This is a genomic window from Bacillus sp. EKM501B (assembly GCF_011800505.1).
Lineage (GTDB): Bacteria > Bacillota > Bacilli > Bacillales > Bacillaceae_G > Bacillus_A > Bacillus_A cereus.
This window is the reverse complement of sequence record NZ_JAALFZ010000079.1, coordinates 1-278: the sequence shown is the minus strand read 5'-3', so window position 1 is coordinate 278 and position 278 is coordinate 1. Positions and strand designations below refer to the sequence as shown.

The following is a 278-nucleotide window of genomic DNA, read 5'->3' as shown; positions in this document are numbered from 1 at the left end:
AGGCAGATATCGACGTAAATCAATTGTCAAGCCAATCATTTTTTCTGCAGTGCGAGGTTCTGCATACACAGTGAAATGTGATAAAGCTCGGAAGTATGCAGTCATGATTACATCATTCAAGGTAGCCTGTTGAGCTTTTGTCCATTGGGTTAAACGTAGAGTTTGCTCATGGCTCAATCGCCGTACGGACATTTGGGGAAATTTATTTTTGTTAGGTTGAGATGGAAAAGACCATAACGATGCCTGTTGTTCTTGGTTAGGACGATACGCACTTTTTA

Annotated in this window: 1 pseudogene; it reads right to left on the bottom strand. The window is 41.0% G+C overall.

The window, feature by feature from the left end:
* Positions 1–278: pseudogene (locus tag HFD78_RS29205) on the bottom strand (condensation domain-containing protein); the annotation flags it as partial.